Genomic DNA, 14,443 nt, shown 5'->3' on the forward strand with positions numbered 1-14,443 from the left:
ACCCTCTGGAGACCCTTCATGCAGAACCTATTCCATCGGGCCGCCTGGTGCGCCCGCGCCGTTGCCGCCCGCGCCAACCTGCTGCTGAAGAACGGCCGCGCAGACACCGACGCCCTGTCGATTTGAAGGACACGGACCATGCACCGATCCCCCACCCCTTGGCATTCATTCCGTTCGCAAGCGGTGCGCCGCACCAAGCTGGGCCACAGCTTCTGTCTGCTGTCTTGGGTGCTCTGCGCCTGGGCCGCGCAGCCCGCCCTGGCGGATGACTACCAGGGTCCCGAGCTCAAAGGCGAAACCCTGACCATCAGCTGCCCATGGACGGGGGCAGAGGGGGACAACTTCCGCAGCGTCACCGCCTTGTTTGAACGCCGAACCGGTGCGGTGGTGCACCACGCCTGTTCGCAAAGCTCTGAGCAGGCGATCCTCGCCAACGCAAAAAGCGGGACATCCACGAACATTTCGGTCATTCCCCAGCCCGGTTTGGCCGCCCAGCTGGCGAGCATGGGTGCCATGGTGCCTCTGGGTGCCAAAACCCAAGCCTGGATGGAGCGCGCCTATGCCGCCGGGCAATCCTGGGCGGAACTCGGTCAGTTCTCGAATGCACAGGGCAAGAAGGAACTGTATGGTCTTGCGTTCAATGTGAATGTCAAAAGCCTGGTCTGGTACATCCCGAAGCGGTTTGAGGAAAAGGGCTACAAGGCCCCCCAATCCATGGAGCAGTTGGAGGCATTGACCCAGCGCATGGTCAAAGACGGTGTGACGCCGTGGTGCATTGGTCTGGAAAGCGAAGCTGCCAGTGGCTGGCCTGCCACCGATTGGGTCGAGGACATGATGCTTCGGTTGCACCCGACCAGCGTCTACGACGATTGGGTCACCAACAGAATTCCGTTCAACGACCCCAGGGTGCTCGAAGCCATCAAAGCCTACGGAAAGATCGCAACCGATCCGGCCCTGGTTGCTGGCGGCCCCAAGGCCGTGAACAGCACCAGCTTCAAGGAAAGCCCCCGCGGCCTGTTTGGCAACCAGCCGGCCTGCTACATGCATCGCCAAGCCAGCTTCATTTCGTCGTTTTTCCCCGAGCGCCAGGCGCAGGAGGCAGACTTTTTCTACTTCCCTTCGTACGTGAAAAAAATGCTGGGCTTCCCCGTCCTGGGCGGTGGTACCTTGTTCACCATCACCCAAGACAGCAAGGCGGCCAGGGCTTTCATGGCGTTTCTGCAACATCCGCAGGCCCACGAAACGTGGATGGAGCGCGGAGGCTTTCTGACCCCCCACCGAGCGGCGGACCGCCGCAAATACCGTGACCGCCTGCAGCGCAAGGCGGGGGACATTCTTCTGGGGGCAACCACCATCCGCTTTGATGGCTCTGACCTCATGCCCGCGGCGGTGGGTGCTGGAACGTTCTGGAAGGGCATGCTGGACTACACGGGCGGCAAAAACCTGGAAGTCGTCACGGCCGACATCGACAAATCCTGGAAAGCCCTGAAGTAAGGGACCGGCGGGGCTGGGTCAGCCGCCTGTGCGGGTGGCCAGGGCTGTCGGGCCGGCATGGGAGCAAGGTCAAAACCGGGGCCTGCTTGTCCACACCGCGACAGCGCATGGTATTTATACAAAGCAAATGCTTGCTGAAAATAGGGCGGGCTGCTATGGTGCTTGCCCATGAGCCACGCCGCACCTGAACCACCCGCCCTGGATGCCCAGCGCCGCTCGCGCGGGCGCCCCCGAAAAACCGCTGATGAACTGGACGACGGCAACCGCCGCCAGGAACTGCTGTACGCCGCGGCGCGCCTGTTTCGCCAGCAAGGCTTTGCGGCCACCAGCACGCGCGACATTGCCGCCGCGGCGGGCATGCGTTCGGGCTCGCCGTTTTATCACTTTGAAAACAAGGCCGCGCTGTTGGGCGCGGTGATGCAAGAGGGCATGCGCAGCGCGCTGCAGCGCCAGGCCCAGGCGATGAGATCGGCCGCTGAAAACGCCGCCAGCACCGGCCGCACGCTGAGCGCGCGCGAATGCCTGCGGGTGCTGGTGCGCAGCCATTTCGAGGTGCTGCTCGGCCCCGACAGCGACTTCATCCCGGTCATGCTCTACGAGTGGCGTTCGCTCAGTGAAGCGCAGCGCACCGAGGTGAACCGCCTGAAAGCCGAATACGAAGCCGCCTGGGTGCCGGTGCTGCAGGTGCTGCACGCCAGCGGCGAGCTGCAGGGCGACCCGGGGTTGGCGCGGCTGATGCTGTTTGGTGCGCTGAACTGGTCGGTGCAGTGGTACGACGCTGCCCGCCAGGCCACGCTGGACGACCTGACACAGACCGCGCTGCAACTCTTTTTGAAGGAGCCGACATGAAGGCGAACACCCCGGCCAGCGCCGGTTACCGCTCGGTTTTTGCACCCGGCCTGCTGGCGCAGCGCGTGGTGGTGGTCACGGGCGGGGGCTCGGGCATTGGCCGCTGCACCGCCCACGAACTGGCCAGCCTGGGTGCCCATGTGGTGCTGATCGGGCGCAACCTGGCCCGGCTGCAAGACACGGCGGGTGAGATCGTGGCCGACGGCGGCCGGGCAAGCTTTCATGCCTGCGACATCCGCCAGGAAGACGCGGTGCGCACCGTGGTCACCGCCACCGTGGCGGCGCATGGGCGCATCGACGGCCTGGTGAACAACGCCGGCGGGCAGTACATCACGCCGCTGGAAAACATCAGCGCCAAGGGCTGGCAAGCCGTGATCGACACCAACCTCACCGGCGGCTTTCTGATGGCGCGCGAATGCTATGTGCAGAGCATGCAGGCGCATGGCGGTGCCATCGTCAACATCGTGGCCGACATGTGGGGCTCCATGCCCGGCATGGGCCACAGCGGCGCGGCGCGCGCGGGCATGGTGAGCTTCACCGAAACGGCGGCCCTGGAATGGGCGCGCAGCGGCGTGCGGGTGAACGCCGTGGCGCCGGGCTACATCGCGTCCAGCGGCATGGACCACTACCCGCCCGAGGCTGGTGACATGCTGCGCGAGATGCGCGGCACCGTGCCGGCCGGGCGCTTTGGCAACGAGGCCGAAACGTCGGCGGCCATTGTGTTTTTGCTCAGCCCGGCGGCCAGTTTCATCAGTGGCAGCGTGTTGCGCGTGGACGGCGCGCGCCCGCAGGTGCGCATGGGCTGGGGCCAGGTGGCCGCGCCCGTTGAGGTGCAGACCCGCGACGCGGTGAAGCCTTTCGATGGGTTTCACCGGTATGTGACGCCGAAGGTGTTCCAGGATGTTTGAGTCCAGCTTCAACCCCCACAGCCCACAGGCCCAGCAGCGGCGCGACGCCATGCTGGCCCGTGTGGCGCAGCTGCGCGCCTTGGAGCACCGCGCCGCGCAGGCCTCGGCCCAATCGAAACCGGTGTTTGACAAGCGCGGCCAGTTGCTGCCGCGCGAGCGCGTGGCGCTGCTGCTCGACCCCGGTGCGCCGTATCTGCCGCTGTGTTCCCTGGCCGGTTTTCTGCAAGACAGCAAAGACCCCGACAAGTCGGTGCCCGGTGGCGGCATGGTGGCCGGCATCGGTTTCATTGCCGGCGTGCGCTGCATGGTGGTGGCCAGCGACTCGGGCATCGAAGCCGGCGCCATCCAGCCACGCGGGCTGGAAAAGATCTTGCGCGTGCAAGACATGGCGCTGGAAAACAAACTGCCGTTCATCCACCTGGTGGAAAGCGCGGGCGCCAACCTCATGAAATACCAGGTGGAAGGCTTTGTGCTCGGCGGCGCGCTGTTTCGCAACCTGGCGCGGCATTCGGCCGCGGGCCTGCCGGTCATCACCGTGCAACACGGCTCGGGCACAGCCGGTGGCGCTTACATGCCGGGGTTGAGCGACGTGGTGGTCATGGTGCGCGGCCGCTCGCGGGCGTTTCTGGCCGGCCCGCCGCTGCTGATGGCCGCCACCGGCGAGGTGGCCACCGAAGAAGAGCTGGGCGGGGCGCAGATGCACACCGGTGTGTCGGGGTTGGGCGAGTATCTGGCGGAAGACGACCGGCAGGCGCTGGGCTTGGCGCGGGCGGTGGTGGGACAGTTGGCTGCGCGTGCCCCCACCCCAGCCCTCCCCCAGAGGGGGAGGGGGCCAGACGGGGGCGCCTCTTCGCTCCCTCCCCCTCTGGGGGAGGGCTGGGGTGGGGGCGCCCCCGATCCTCACTTCCCCGCCGAAGACCTGCTGGCCCTCATGCCCGCCCACCACCGCGAGCCGGTGGACATGCGCGAGGTCATGCTGCGCATCACAGACGCCTCCGAGTTGCTTGAGTTCAAGCCGCTCTACGGCGCTGCCACGGTGTGCGCCCAGGCCCGCATCGGTGGCCATGCGGTGGGCATCATCGGCAACAACGGCCCCATCGACGTGGCTGGCGCCAACAAGGCCACGCACTTCATCCAGTGGATGTGCCAGCTCGGCCACCCGATCATTTACCTGCAAAACACCACCGGCTACATGGTGGGCAAAGACAGCGAGCAGGGCGGCATGATCAAGCACGGCAGCAAGATGATCCAGGCCGTGACCAACGCCACCGTGCCGCAAATCACCCTGCAATGCGGCGCCTCGTTTGGCGCGGGCAACTACGGCATGTGCGGCCGCGGCTACGCGCCCCGTTTCCTGTTCAGCTGGCCCAACGCGCGCACGGCGGTGATGGGTGGCGAGCAGGCCGCGCGCACCATGCAGATCGTGGCCGAGGCCGGCATGGCGCGCAAAGGCATCACGCCCGACCCGGCGCAGATGCAAACCCAGTTCGACCAGATCGTCAACGTGTTTGAAAGCCAGGCCGATGCGTTTTACACCAGCGGCCTGGTGCTGGACGACGGCGTGATCGACCCGCGCGACAGCCGCGCCGTGTTGCGTTTTTGTCTGGACACCTGCGCCGAGGCCGCCGCGCACCAGCCCCGCCCCATGCAGTTTGGCGTGGCGCGCATGTGAACCGCCTTTTCCCCCAAAAACCGGAGACAAGCCATGCAATTCACCCACGAACACCGCGAAATCCAGAACACGCTCAAGCGCTTCATTCAAGACGAGATCAACCCGCATGTGGACGAATGGGAGGCGGCTGAAATCTTCCCGGCGCACGAGGTGTTCAAGGGCCTGGGCCAGCTGGGCCTGTTGGGCCTGACCAAGCCCGAGGCCTTTGGCGGTGCCGGGCTGGACTATTCCTACAGCCTGGCCATGGCCGAAGCGCTGGGCCACATCGACTGCGGCGGCGTGCCCATGGCCATTGGCGTGCAGACCGACATGGCCACGCCCGCGCTGGCCCGCTTTGGCAGCGACGAGCTGCGTGCCCAGTTTCTGGCGCCGGCCATTGCCGGCGACATGGTGGGTTGCATCGGCGTGAGCGAGCCCGCGGCGGGCAGCGACGTGGCCGGCATCAAAACCGTTGCCCGCAAAGACGGTGACGACTACGTCATCAGCGGGCAAAAAATGTGGATCACCAACAGCCTGCAGGCCGACTGGATGTGCATGCTGGTGAACACCAGCGAAGGCCCCGCGCACAAAAACAAGAGCCTGGTGATGGTGCCCATGCGCGAAAACGGTCGGCTGCTGCCCGGCATTGAAGTGGGCCAAAAGATCAAAAAAATCGGCATGAACAGCAGCGACACCGGGCTGATCTATTTCGACGAGGTGCGCGTGCCGCAGCGCTACCGCATTGGGCAAGAGGGCGCGGGCTTCATCTACCAGATGCAGCAGTTTCAGGAAGAGCGCCTGTGGTGCGCCGCCAGCACGCTGCAGAGCCTGAGCAACTGCATCCAGTGGACGGTGGACTGGGCGCACGAGCGCAAGCTGTTTGGCGCCACGCTGGCCGACCAGCAGTGGGTGCAGTTCAAGCTGGCCGAACTCAAGGCCGACGTGGAGAGCCTGCGCGCGCTCACCTACATGGCCTGCGAACACTATGTGGCCGGCGAAGACGTGACCGAATGGGCCACCATGGCCAAGCTCAAGGCCGGCCGCCTGAACCGCGTGGTGCCCGACACCTGCCTGCAGTTTTGGGGCGGCATGGGCTTCACCTGGGAAAACAAGGTGTCGCGCATGTACCGCGATGGCCGCCTGGCCTCCATTGGCGGCGGGGCCGACGAGGTGATGCTCGGCATTCTGGCCAAAAGCATGGGCTTGCAGAAGCGGCCGGTGAAGTGATGCCTCTGCATGCGGGCCCCCACCCCAGCCCTCCCCCAGAGGGGGAGGGAGCTAAGACAAGACGGCCCTTATTTCTCCCACGTCCGCAGAGGGATGAGGCGAAGACAGGGCGGCCCTTCTTTCTCCCTCCCCCTCAGGGGGAGGGTTGGGGTGGGGGCTCCCCCGTCAACACCTCACAGGACAGACATCCATGACGCCTTTCCAAATCTCCCGACAAGGCAGCGTCGAACACTGGACGCTCAACGACCCCGGCAGCCGCAACGCCCTGAGCGACAGCCTGGTGCTGGCCCTGTTTGAGGCCTGCCTGCGGGCCAGGCACGACAGCAGCCTGCGCGGCATTGTGCTCAGCGGTGCGGGCGGTGCCTTCAGCGCCGGGGGCAGTCTGGGCGGATTCGCTAGCGCCATCGGCCAGCCCTTGATGCCCGGCCAAGACGACCCCCTGATCGCCCTCAACCGCAGCTTTGGCGATGTGCTGCACGCCCTCGGCGAACTGCCGCAGTGGCTGGTGTGCGCGGTGGACGGCCCGGCCATGGGTGGCGGTTTTGGCCTGGTGTGCTGTGCGGACCTGGTGATTGCCACCGAGCGTTCGGTGTTCGCCACACCCGAGGTCACGCTGGGCCTGCCTCCGGCGCAAATTGCGCCCTTTGTGTGGCAGCGCCTGGGCGACGCGGTGGCGCGGCAATGCCTGCTCAGCGGTGTGCGCTGGAGCGCCGCGCAGGCGCAGGCCGCGGGTCTGGTGAACACCGTGGTGGCCAACGACGCACTCCCCGCCGCCGTGGACGGCGCCGTGCGGGCCTACCGCGCCACAGCCCCGGGCGCGGTGGCCGCCACCAAGCGCTTGCTGCAGCGCCTGCGCACCCACGCGCCCGACCTGCGCACCGAGGCCGCCACCGCGTTTGCCGCCGCGCTGCGTGGCCCCGAAGCCGCCGCCGGCCTGCACGCCTTCTCTCACCAACGGCCCGCCCCCTGGGCCCAGGAAGACCCGGCATGAAGAAACTGCTGATCGCCAACCGGGGCGAAATCGCCCGCCGCATCGTCCGCACCGCCCATGCGATGGGCATCGCCACCGTGGCCGTGTATTCCGACGCCGACCGCGACGCACTGCATGTGCGCGAAGCCACCACCGCCGTGGCGCTGGGTGGCCTGAGCGCGGCCGATTCTTATTTGCGCGTGGACGCTTTGCTGGCCGCCGCCCGCGCCAGCGGTGCCGACGCCGTGCACCCCGGCTACGGCTTTCTGAGCGAAGACGCCGACTTTGCCCAGGCCGTGCTCGACGCGGGCCTGGTCTGGGTCGGGCCACCGCCCGCTGCCATCCGCGCGCTGGGCAGCAAGTCGGGCGCCAAAGCGCTGGCGCTGGCCCATGGCGTGCCGTGCTTGCCGGGTTACGCGGGCGCCGACCAAAGCCCCGAGGTGTTTGAAGCCGAGGCCGTGCGCCTGGGTTTTCCGCTCATGGTGAAGGCTGTCGCCGGTGGCGGCGGGCGCGGTATGCGCCTGGTGACCGACATGGCCCAACTGCGCCCCGCGCTGCACAGCGCCCGCTCCGAAGCCCTGGCCGGCTTTGGCAACGGCGACCTGCTGATCGAACGCGCCCTGCTGCGCCCGCGCCATGTGGAGGTGCAGGTGTTTGCCGACGCACACGGCCACGGCATCCACCTGGGCGAACGCGACTGCTCGGTGCAACGCCGCCACCAGAAAATCATCGAAGAAGCCCCCAGCCCGGCGGTTTCGCCCGCGCTGCGCGCTGAGCTGGGCCGCTGCGCCGTGGCGCTGGCGCAGGCGGCGGGTTATGTGGGCGCGGGCACGGTGGAGTTTTTGCTGGACGAAGACCCTCACCCCAACCCGCCAGCGGGCGAGGGAGCAAGACAGCGTTTCGCCGCCGGGCCGCCCCAAGGCGAAACAGCCCCCTCGGGGGGCAGCGACCCGCGCAGCGGCGGAGCATGGGGGCCAAGTTTCGCCGCCGGGCCGCCCCAAGGCGAAACAACCCCCTCGGGGGGCAGCGACCCGCGCAGCGGCGGAGCGTGGGGGCCAAGTTTCGCCGCCGGGCCGCCCCAAGGCGAAACAGCCCCCTCGGGGGGCAGCGACCCGCGCAGCGGTGGAGCGTGGGGGCACAAGTTCTTTTTGATGGAGATGAACACCCGCCTGCAGGTCGAGCACCCCGTCACGGAAATGCTCACCGGGCTGGACCTGGTGGAATGGCAGATCCGCGTGGCGCGGGGCGAACCCTTGCCGCTCACACAAGACCAGGTGCGCTGGCAGGGCCACGCCATCGAGGTGCGCCTGTGCGCCGAAGACGACGACCACACGCCGCACACCGGCCGCGTGCGCCACTTCAGCGCACCCGCCGCGTCTCCTGGCCTGCGGTTTGACCACGCGCTGGAAACCGGCAGCACCGTCACCCCGTTGTACGACGCCATGCTGGGCAAGCTGGTTGCCCACGCGCCCACCCGGGGCGAAGCCATAGACCGCCTGGCCCACGCGCTGGCCCACACCCAGGTGCTGGGTCTGCCCACCAACCGCGCTTTTCTGGCCAGCTGCCTGCAGCACCCCGTGTTTCGTGCGGGCGCTGCGCGCATTCCGTTTCTGGCCGAACACGGCACCGCCGTGCGCGCCGCCTTGCAGCCCACGCCCGAAGCGCAGGTGGTGGCCGCGCTCGCTGCGCTGTACGCCACCGCCGCCCCAGCCGCAGCCTTGCCCAGCCCTTTTGCGCGCCGCCTGCGCTGGCGCTCCGGTGCCACCACCCTGGCGCTCAGCGTGCAAGAAACCGGCGCTGGCGCGGTGTGCGTGTGGGTGGACGAACACACCCATGTGGCCCAGGTGCAAACCCGCGGTGCAGGCGCGCTGTGCATCACGCTCGACGGCGTGGGTTGGCAAGCCCAGGCCGTGGCGCTGGGCCCGGTGGGCGGTGTACCGCGCTGGCATGTGCAGCTCGGCGGCGGCACCGGCCCGCTGGCCAGCCAGGATGTGTGGCTGGACGACCTGGGCTTTGCCCCGCGCGCGGCCGCTGGCGGTGCCGCTGCCGGGCGCGAACTGCGTGCGCCGTTCAACGGCAAGCTGCTGGCCCTGCACGCCCAGGTGGGCGACGCCGTGCTGCGCGGCGCCCCGTTGCTGGTGATCGAGTCCATGAAACTCGAACACACCCTGGCCGCCCCGCGCGACGGCACCCTGGAAAGCCTGAACGCGGCCGTGGGCCAGCAAGTCACACCCGGTCAGCTGCTCGCCACTTTCATGGCTTGAGAGGCTGAAAGGCTGAGAGGTGAATACGCCGGCCTTTCCAGGCGCGGCGGGTTTGCGGGCCTGGGGCGCCCGCTGCGCCGGGCGTTCAGAGCGCTTCAACCGTGCGGCTGTGCCAGTTCAGCAGGGTTTTGCGCACCGTCATCAGCGGGGCGAGGTCGGCAAACGCTTTGCGCACCACGTCGGCCGCAAAGTCCGCCATGAAGTGGGACTTGAGCAGGGCGCGGGCGCGGTCCACCCCAATGTCCTCATAGGGCACCGACGACATCACCAAAAAGCCGTCGCTGGGAATGCGGCCGGCCCGCATGTTGGCCCGGATGATGCCGGCCGCCTTGCGGATCGGGTCGGCCAGGTCCGGGCTGTAGGGGCCGATGATGAGGGCCAGGTTGGGCAGGTGCAGCCAGTCAAAACCGCGCCCCACGCACAGCATCCATTCGCGGTGCTCAATGTGCAGCGTGCGGTTGGTGGTGCGCAGGGCGGCGATGTGGCGCAGGTTGCCCAGCAGCAAGGGCAGCAGGTCGGCGCGGATCTGGGTCGGCATGTCGGGCAGCAGTTGCAGCAGGCGCGCCGGCAGGGTTTCCATGTCGGCTTCGCCCAGGTCGGCCATGTTCAGCGTCTGGCCGTGGGCGCCATGCACCACGATCGCGTCTTCGTCCGTTTCAAAGCCGCAGACCAGCGGGTACACCGTGCCGTGGGTGGCGCCAAACAACACCGACACCTCGCGTTGAATCTCAAAGGTGTGGGCGCGTGCGTCGTCGGTGCGGTAGTGAAAACCGGCGCAGCCCCGGCGCTCGTCGCCCTTGGAATAGTGGTAGGTGATCATCACCAGCGCCTGCCTGCCGCTGCGCACCACCTTGTCCATGGCGGCGGTGAGCGTTTCGCCCAGGTGCGGCCAGCCCAGGTTGAAGATGCCGCCCAAATTGCGAAACGGCAGGATGATGCCTTTGGGCGTTTGCGTGGCAATGGGAATGTTGATGCGCCCGTCCATGCACTTCATCACCAAAATGGCCGTGGGGTGGCGGGCCAGGTGGCGCTGGCGCGCCAGCCAGGCTTCGGGGCTGGCGTAGTCTTGCGCGTGCCGCTGGGCCAGGCCAAACAGCCAGTCGATGCGCTCGGCAATCGGGCTTTGCAGCGGGGCGGGGCTGTGTTGCATGGCCGTGCCCAGGGGCTTACTGGAAGGTGTGCAGCCGGGCCGCAAACCCCGAGCGCTCCATCAGCGATTTGGGTTGCGCATTCAGCCCCACCATGCCCAGGTGCCCGCCGCGTTTGTGCACCGCCTTGTGCAACTGCTCCAGCGCGTCCAGCCCGGTGGTGTCCAGCGAGATGAGCTGGCTGGCGTCGAGCATCACGTTGACCGGTGTGCTGGAGGCCTCCACCTCGGCCACGATCGGGTCGATCTTGGCCACGGCACCAAAAAACAGCGAGCCGTACAGCCGGAAGGTGATCTGCTGTTCGTTGCGCGAGATGGGCTCGGCGCGAAATATGTCGCTCTGGCGGCGCACGAACAGCACCACGGCCAGCACCAGACCCAGCTCCACCGCCACCGTCAGGTCAAACACGATGGTGACCAGAAAGGTGGACACCATCATCAGCCGGTAGTGGTTGCTGAACTGCTTGAGCCGCCCAAACTCGCGCCATTCGCCCATGTTCCAGGCCACAAACATCAGCACACCCGCCAGCACCGCCAGCGGAATGTGCGCCGCCAGTGGCGCGGCCAGCAGCACCACCGCGGCCAGCGTGAGGGCGTGCACCATGCCCGCCACCGGCGACACCGCGCCCGAGCGGATGTTGGTCACCGTGCGGGCAATGGTGCCGGTGGCGGGCATGCCGCCAAAAAACGGCACCACCGCGTTGGCAATGCCCTGCGCCATCAGCTCCTGGTTGGGGTCGTGTTTGGGCGCGTCGCCCAACTGGTCGGCCACGCGGGCGCACAGCAGCGACTCAATGGCGCCCAGCAGCGCAATGGTGAGCGTGGGCGTCACCAGCATCTTCACCGTTTCCCAGGAAAAATCGGGCAGCGCAAACGCCGGTGCACCCTGCGGAATGCCGCCAAAGCGCGAGCCAATGGTTTCCACCGGCAGGGCCAAAACCCAGGCCACCAGCGAGAGCGAGATCAGCGCCACCACCGGCGCGGGCAGGCGCGAGGTGGCGCGCAAGGCGCTCACAGTCTCAATTTTGTCGAGCTGGCGGCGAAACTGCGAATCCACCGCCCACAGGCGCGGCCACACAAACAGCCCCGCCACACACGCCGCACCCAGGCCAAACGCGTACAGGTTGAAGCTGGCCATGTGCTGGGCAATGGTGCTGAGCTGGCTGAAAAAGTCGGCCGGCATTTTGGCAATGTCCAGCCCCAGCAGGTCGCGCACCTGCGACAGCCCAATGAGCACCGCAATGCCGTTGGTGAAGCCAATCACCACACTCACCGGCACATAACGCACCAGCGTGCCCAGCCGAAACAGGCCCAGCAAAAACAGCAGCACGCCCGCGCTGGCTGTGGAGATCAGCAGGTTGGCCACGCCGTAGCGCTCCACAATGCCGTAGACGATGACGATGAACGCGCCCGCCGGCCCACCAATCTGCACCGATGTGCCACCCAGCGCCGAAATGATGAACCCGGCGATGATCGCGGTCCACAACCCCGCCTCGGGCTTGAGCCCGCTGGCAATGGCAAATGCCATGGCCAGCGGCAGCGCCACAATGCCCACGGTGGCACCGGCCCCCATGTCTTTGGCCAGCTTTTCGCTGTTGTAGCCCTTCAGATCGTTCAGCAAGCGGGGCCGGAATGGCGCCAGGGGGGGCAGGTTTTTCAGCATGGTGAAATGTTACCGTTCGCTAAGGTTCGCAGAACTTACAGGCAGTTGACAGCGGCATGAGGGTTTACACTGAATTTTTGATTTTTTTGGGTGAATTCAGATGTATACGACCTGGCGCAAGCTGCCTCGGTGGCTGCTGGCGGGCCTGCTGGCCCTGCTGGTGGCCGCCTGCGATCCGCAAAACATCAGCGAGCTGGAAGAGGGCGTGTCCACCGAAGCCGATGTGCGCGAGCGCTTCGGCGCACCCGAAGCCGTGTGGGAAGGCCCGGACGGCGCCCAAACCTACGAATACAACCGCCAGCCCGCCGGCCACACCAACTACATGATCACCATCGGCCCCGACGGCAAAATGGCCGCGCTGCGCCAGGTGCTCACCCCCCGCAACTTCGCCCAGGTGCAGCCCGGCATGATGATGGAAGACGTGCGCCGCATGCTCGGCAAGCCCATGAAAATCACCACCTACGCGCTCAAGCGCGAAACGCACTACGACTGGCGCTACCAGGACGGGCCAAACGAAAGCGACAGCAAGGTGTTCACGGTGATCTTCACGCCCGATCTGCGGGTGGTGTCAACCCTGTCGATACGCGATCCGGACCTGGACCGCAACCGCTGAGCGCCTGAGCGTCCTGGGCTCAAGGCAGCAAACTCAAGCCCAGTTCTTTCAAAAACGCGTTGTGCTTGGCCTTGGCCACCGCAATGCGTTCTTCAACCGCCACCAATTCCGCGTGCGTTGCCGCCAGATCAATCTCGGCCTCGCCCACCGCCGTGCTGATGTAGCGCGAAATATTCAGGTTGAAACCCTTCTTCTCAATCTCCGCCATCTCCACCCGGCGTGCATACCGCGCCTCTTCCTCACGGAACTGGTAGGTCTTGATGATCTTGGCGATGTGCTCTTCGGTCAACAGGTTCTGGCGCTTGCCTTTGACGAAGTGTTCCGCCGCGTTGATGAACAGCACGTCGTCCGGCTTCTTGCACTTTTTCAGCACCAAGATACAGACCGGAATACCGGTGGAATAAAACAGGTTCGCAGGCAGGCCAATCACCGTGTCGATATGCCCGTCCTTCAGCAGCTTGGTGCGAATGCGTTCCTCCGCGCCACCGCGAAACAGCACCCCGTGCGGCAGGATGATGGCCATCACGCCTTCATCCTTTAAATAGTGGAAACCGTGCAGAAGGAAGGCAAAGTCGGCGGCCGATTTAGGCGCGAGGCCGTGGTTCTTGAAGCGCACATCGTCGGCCAGCGCGTCGGTCGGCTCCCAGCGGTAGCTGAACGGCGGGTTGGCCACGATGGCATCGAAGCTCGGCTTCTTGGCCGGGTTCTGCTCCCGCATCATGTCCCACTCGTTGAGCAGGGTGTCGCCGTGGAAGATCTCGAACTCCGTGTCCTTCACCCCGTGCAGCAGCATGTTCATGCGCGCCAAGTTGTAGGTGGTGATGTTCTTTTCCTGGCCGGAGATTTTGCCGATGGTGCCGCCAGCCTTGTTTACCTTCTTGCGCACGTTGAGCAGCAGCGAGCCGGAGCCGCAGGCGAAGTCCATCACGCTCTCCAGCCGCTTCTTGGTGCCGGTCTTCGGCTCCTGGCTGTCCAGCGTGACGATGGCCGAGAGGATGTCGGAAATCTGCTGCGGGGTGTAAAACTCCCCCGCCTTCTTGCCCGACCCAGCGGCAAATTGGCCGATCAGGTACTCGTAGGCATCGCCCAGTGCGTCAACGCTCGTAGAGAACTCCGCCAGCCCTTCGGCGATCTTCTGGATGATGGTGCAGAGCTTGGTGTTGCGGTCGGTGTAGGTTTTGCCCAGCTTGGGCGAACTCAGGTCGATCTCGGAAAACAGGCCCTGAAAAGTGCTCTCAAAGGACTCTGTCTCGATGTACTTGAAGCCCGACTGCAGCATATTCAGCAGCTCGGGGTTTTGCGTGCGCGCCATGTGGGCAATGCTGCTCCACAGGTGCATGGGCAAGATCACATAGTGCACCTTGCGCCGCATCTGCTTTTCAAACGCGGACACGTCGGACGTGTTGTCGGCGTACCAAAGCGTCAGGGGCGGCACGCCACGGCCATCCGGCTGCGCCTGCGGGTAGTCCTTGCCCAGCTCCTTTTTCGCGGCGGCTTCGTAGTTGTCAGACAGGTAACGCAGGAACAGAAACGACAGCATGTAGTCGCGGAAATCGTCCGCATCCATTGCCCCGCGCAATTGGTCGGCGATGCTCCAGAGGGTGTTGCCCAGTTGTTTTTGGTTGGTTTCTGTCATTTTTTTGGGCGTTGCCTAGTT

The 14,443-nt window shown here is 66.1% G+C and carries 11 protein-coding genes; 8 read left to right on the forward strand and 3 right to left on the reverse strand.

The genetic code is table 11. From position 1 onward, the window contains the following. Positions 1-138 precede the first annotated feature (138 nt). The 7 genes from Q7J58_RS04235 (at position 139) to Q7J58_RS04265 (ending at position 9,363) form a co-directional block, all read left to right on the forward strand. Positions 139-1,494: an ABC transporter substrate-binding protein gene (locus tag Q7J58_RS04235; protein WP_304823887.1), complete on the forward strand. Its 1,356-nt coding sequence runs from the start codon at positions 139-141 to the stop codon at positions 1,492-1,494. Between the two features lie 168 nt (positions 1,495-1,662). Continuing rightward, positions 1,663-2,343, forward strand: coding sequence for a TetR/AcrR family transcriptional regulator (locus Q7J58_RS04240; RefSeq protein WP_304823889.1), 681 nt, complete (start codon positions 1,663-1,665; stop codon positions 2,341-2,343). Then, complete coding sequence (locus Q7J58_RS04245; RefSeq protein ID WP_304823892.1) at positions 2,340-3,251, forward strand: SDR family oxidoreductase; 912 nt, start codon at positions 2,340-2,342, stop codon at positions 3,249-3,251. The genes Q7J58_RS04240 and Q7J58_RS04245 overlap by 4 nt, the downstream gene beginning before the upstream one ends. Continuing rightward, the gene (locus tag Q7J58_RS04250) at positions 3,244-4,923 is read left to right on the forward strand and encodes a carboxyl transferase domain-containing protein (RefSeq protein ID WP_304823895.1); all 1,680 of its coding nucleotides are present in this window, start codon (positions 3,244-3,246) and stop codon (positions 4,921-4,923) included. The genes Q7J58_RS04245 and Q7J58_RS04250 overlap by 8 nt, the downstream gene beginning before the upstream one ends. A gap of 33 nt (positions 4,924-4,956) precedes the next feature. Then, positions 4,957-6,129, forward strand: a complete 1,173-nt coding sequence (locus Q7J58_RS04255; RefSeq protein WP_304823898.1) for an acyl-CoA dehydrogenase family protein — start codon at positions 4,957-4,959, stop codon at positions 6,127-6,129. Positions 6,130-6,319: 190 nt separating this feature from the next. Then, a complete protein-coding gene (locus Q7J58_RS04260) occupies positions 6,320-7,120 on the forward strand; it encodes an enoyl-CoA hydratase-related protein (RefSeq protein WP_304823900.1) in 801 nt (266 codons plus the stop codon). Beyond that, positions 7,117-9,363: a biotin carboxylase N-terminal domain-containing protein gene (locus Q7J58_RS04265; RefSeq protein ID WP_304823903.1), complete on the forward strand. Its 2,247-nt coding sequence runs from the start codon at positions 7,117-7,119 to the stop codon at positions 9,361-9,363. Before Q7J58_RS04260 ends, Q7J58_RS04265 begins: the two co-directional genes overlap by 4 nt. Before the next feature lie 85 nt (positions 9,364-9,448). Here Q7J58_RS04265 and Q7J58_RS04270 read toward each other — a convergent pair whose 3' ends face one another. Beyond that, complete coding sequence (locus Q7J58_RS04270; protein WP_304823906.1) at positions 9,449-10,513, reverse strand: hypothetical protein; 1,065 nt, start codon at positions 10,511-10,513, stop codon at positions 9,449-9,451. 16 nt (positions 10,514-10,529) lie between these two features. Then, complete coding sequence (locus tag Q7J58_RS04275) at positions 10,530-12,173, reverse strand: SulP family inorganic anion transporter (protein WP_304823908.1); 1,644 nt, start codon at positions 12,171-12,173, stop codon at positions 10,530-10,532. 100 nt (positions 12,174-12,273) lie between these two features. Here Q7J58_RS04275 and bamE point away from each other — a divergent pair, with 100 nt between their 5' ends. After that, the gene (gene bamE / locus Q7J58_RS04280) at positions 12,274-12,786 is read left to right on the forward strand and encodes an outer membrane protein assembly factor BamE (RefSeq protein ID WP_304823910.1); all 513 of its coding nucleotides are present in this window, start codon (positions 12,274-12,276) and stop codon (positions 12,784-12,786) included. Between the two features lie 19 nt (positions 12,787-12,805). Here bamE and Q7J58_RS04285 read toward each other — a convergent pair whose 3' ends face one another. Further along, the gene (locus tag Q7J58_RS04285; RefSeq protein ID WP_304823913.1) at positions 12,806-14,422 is read right to left on the reverse strand and encodes a type I restriction-modification system subunit M; all 1,617 of its coding nucleotides are present in this window, start codon (positions 14,420-14,422) and stop codon (positions 12,806-12,808) included. Positions 14,423-14,443 lie beyond the last annotated feature (21 nt).

It is taken from the genome of Hydrogenophaga sp. (assembly GCF_030656115.1).
GTDB lineage: Bacteria > Pseudomonadota > Gammaproteobacteria > Burkholderiales > Burkholderiaceae_C > Hydrogenophaga.

Excerpts from the sequence above, each read along its gene's own strand:
- Q7J58_RS04235 (WP_304823887.1), top strand. The coding sequence starts at position 139 with ATGCACCGATCCCCCACCCCTTGGCATTCATTCCGTTCGCAAGCGGTG.
- Q7J58_RS04240 (WP_304823889.1), top strand. The coding sequence starts at position 1,663 with ATGAGCCACGCCGCACCTGAACCACCCGCCCTGGATGCCCAGCGCCGC.
- Q7J58_RS04245 (WP_304823892.1), top strand. The coding sequence starts at position 2,340 with ATGAAGGCGAACACCCCGGCCAGCGCCGGTTACCGCTCGGTTTTTGCA.
- Q7J58_RS04250 (WP_304823895.1), top strand. The coding sequence starts at position 3,244 with ATGTTTGAGTCCAGCTTCAACCCCCACAGCCCACAGGCCCAGCAGCGG.
- Q7J58_RS04255 (WP_304823898.1), top strand. The coding sequence starts at position 4,957 with ATGCAATTCACCCACGAACACCGCGAAATCCAGAACACGCTCAAGCGC.
- Q7J58_RS04260 (WP_304823900.1), top strand. The coding sequence starts at position 6,320 with ATGACGCCTTTCCAAATCTCCCGACAAGGCAGCGTCGAACACTGGACG.
- Q7J58_RS04265 (WP_304823903.1), top strand. The coding sequence starts at position 7,117 with ATGAAGAAACTGCTGATCGCCAACCGGGGCGAAATCGCCCGCCGCATC.
- Q7J58_RS04270 (WP_304823906.1), bottom strand. The coding sequence starts at position 10,513 with ATGCAACACAGCCCCGCCCCGCTGCAAAGCCCGATTGCCGAGCGCATC.
- Q7J58_RS04275 (WP_304823908.1), bottom strand. The coding sequence starts at position 12,173 with ATGCTGAAAAACCTGCCCCCCCTGGCGCCATTCCGGCCCCGCTTGCTG.
- bamE (WP_304823910.1), top strand. The coding sequence starts at position 12,274 with ATGTATACGACCTGGCGCAAGCTGCCTCGGTGGCTGCTGGCGGGCCTG.
- Q7J58_RS04285 (WP_304823913.1), bottom strand. The coding sequence starts at position 14,422 with ATGACAGAAACCAACCAAAAACAACTGGGCAACACCCTCTGGAGCATC.